1 protein-coding gene is annotated in these 233 nt (G+C 49.8%); it reads right to left on the bottom strand.

Going from position 1 to position 233, the window contains the following annotated elements:
- Positions 1-6 precede the first annotated feature (6 nt).
- On the bottom strand, positions 7-233 hold a 227-nt coding region (locus JBE38_RS27590), incomplete at its 5' end, for a hypothetical protein (protein ID WP_205345605.1).

Here is a 233-nt window from a genome sequence, read left to right as displayed (position 1 = left end):
CTGCGCTCATTTTTGCAAGAGGCTTTTTCGTTTGTGGAGTGAGTCTCTTGCAAAGCTGTTTGTAATGGGCGAGAGCAGCAGGAATTGCGGTCGTTGCTTGAGGTCGCTGCGCTCATTTTTGCAAGAGGCTTTTTCGTTTGTGGAGTGAGTCTCTTGCAAAGCTGTTTGTAATGGGCGAGAGCAGCAGGAATTGCGGTCGTTGCTTGAGGTCGCTGCGCTCATTTTTGCAAGAG

Origin of the sequence: Pseudomonas sp. ICBG1301 (genome assembly GCF_016918385.1) — a bacterium.
Classification (GTDB): Bacteria; Pseudomonadota; Gammaproteobacteria; order Pseudomonadales; family Pseudomonadaceae; genus Aquipseudomonas; species Aquipseudomonas palleroniana.
Note: the sequence above shows the minus strand (reverse complement) of the source record. Positions and strands in the feature narration are given on the sequence as shown.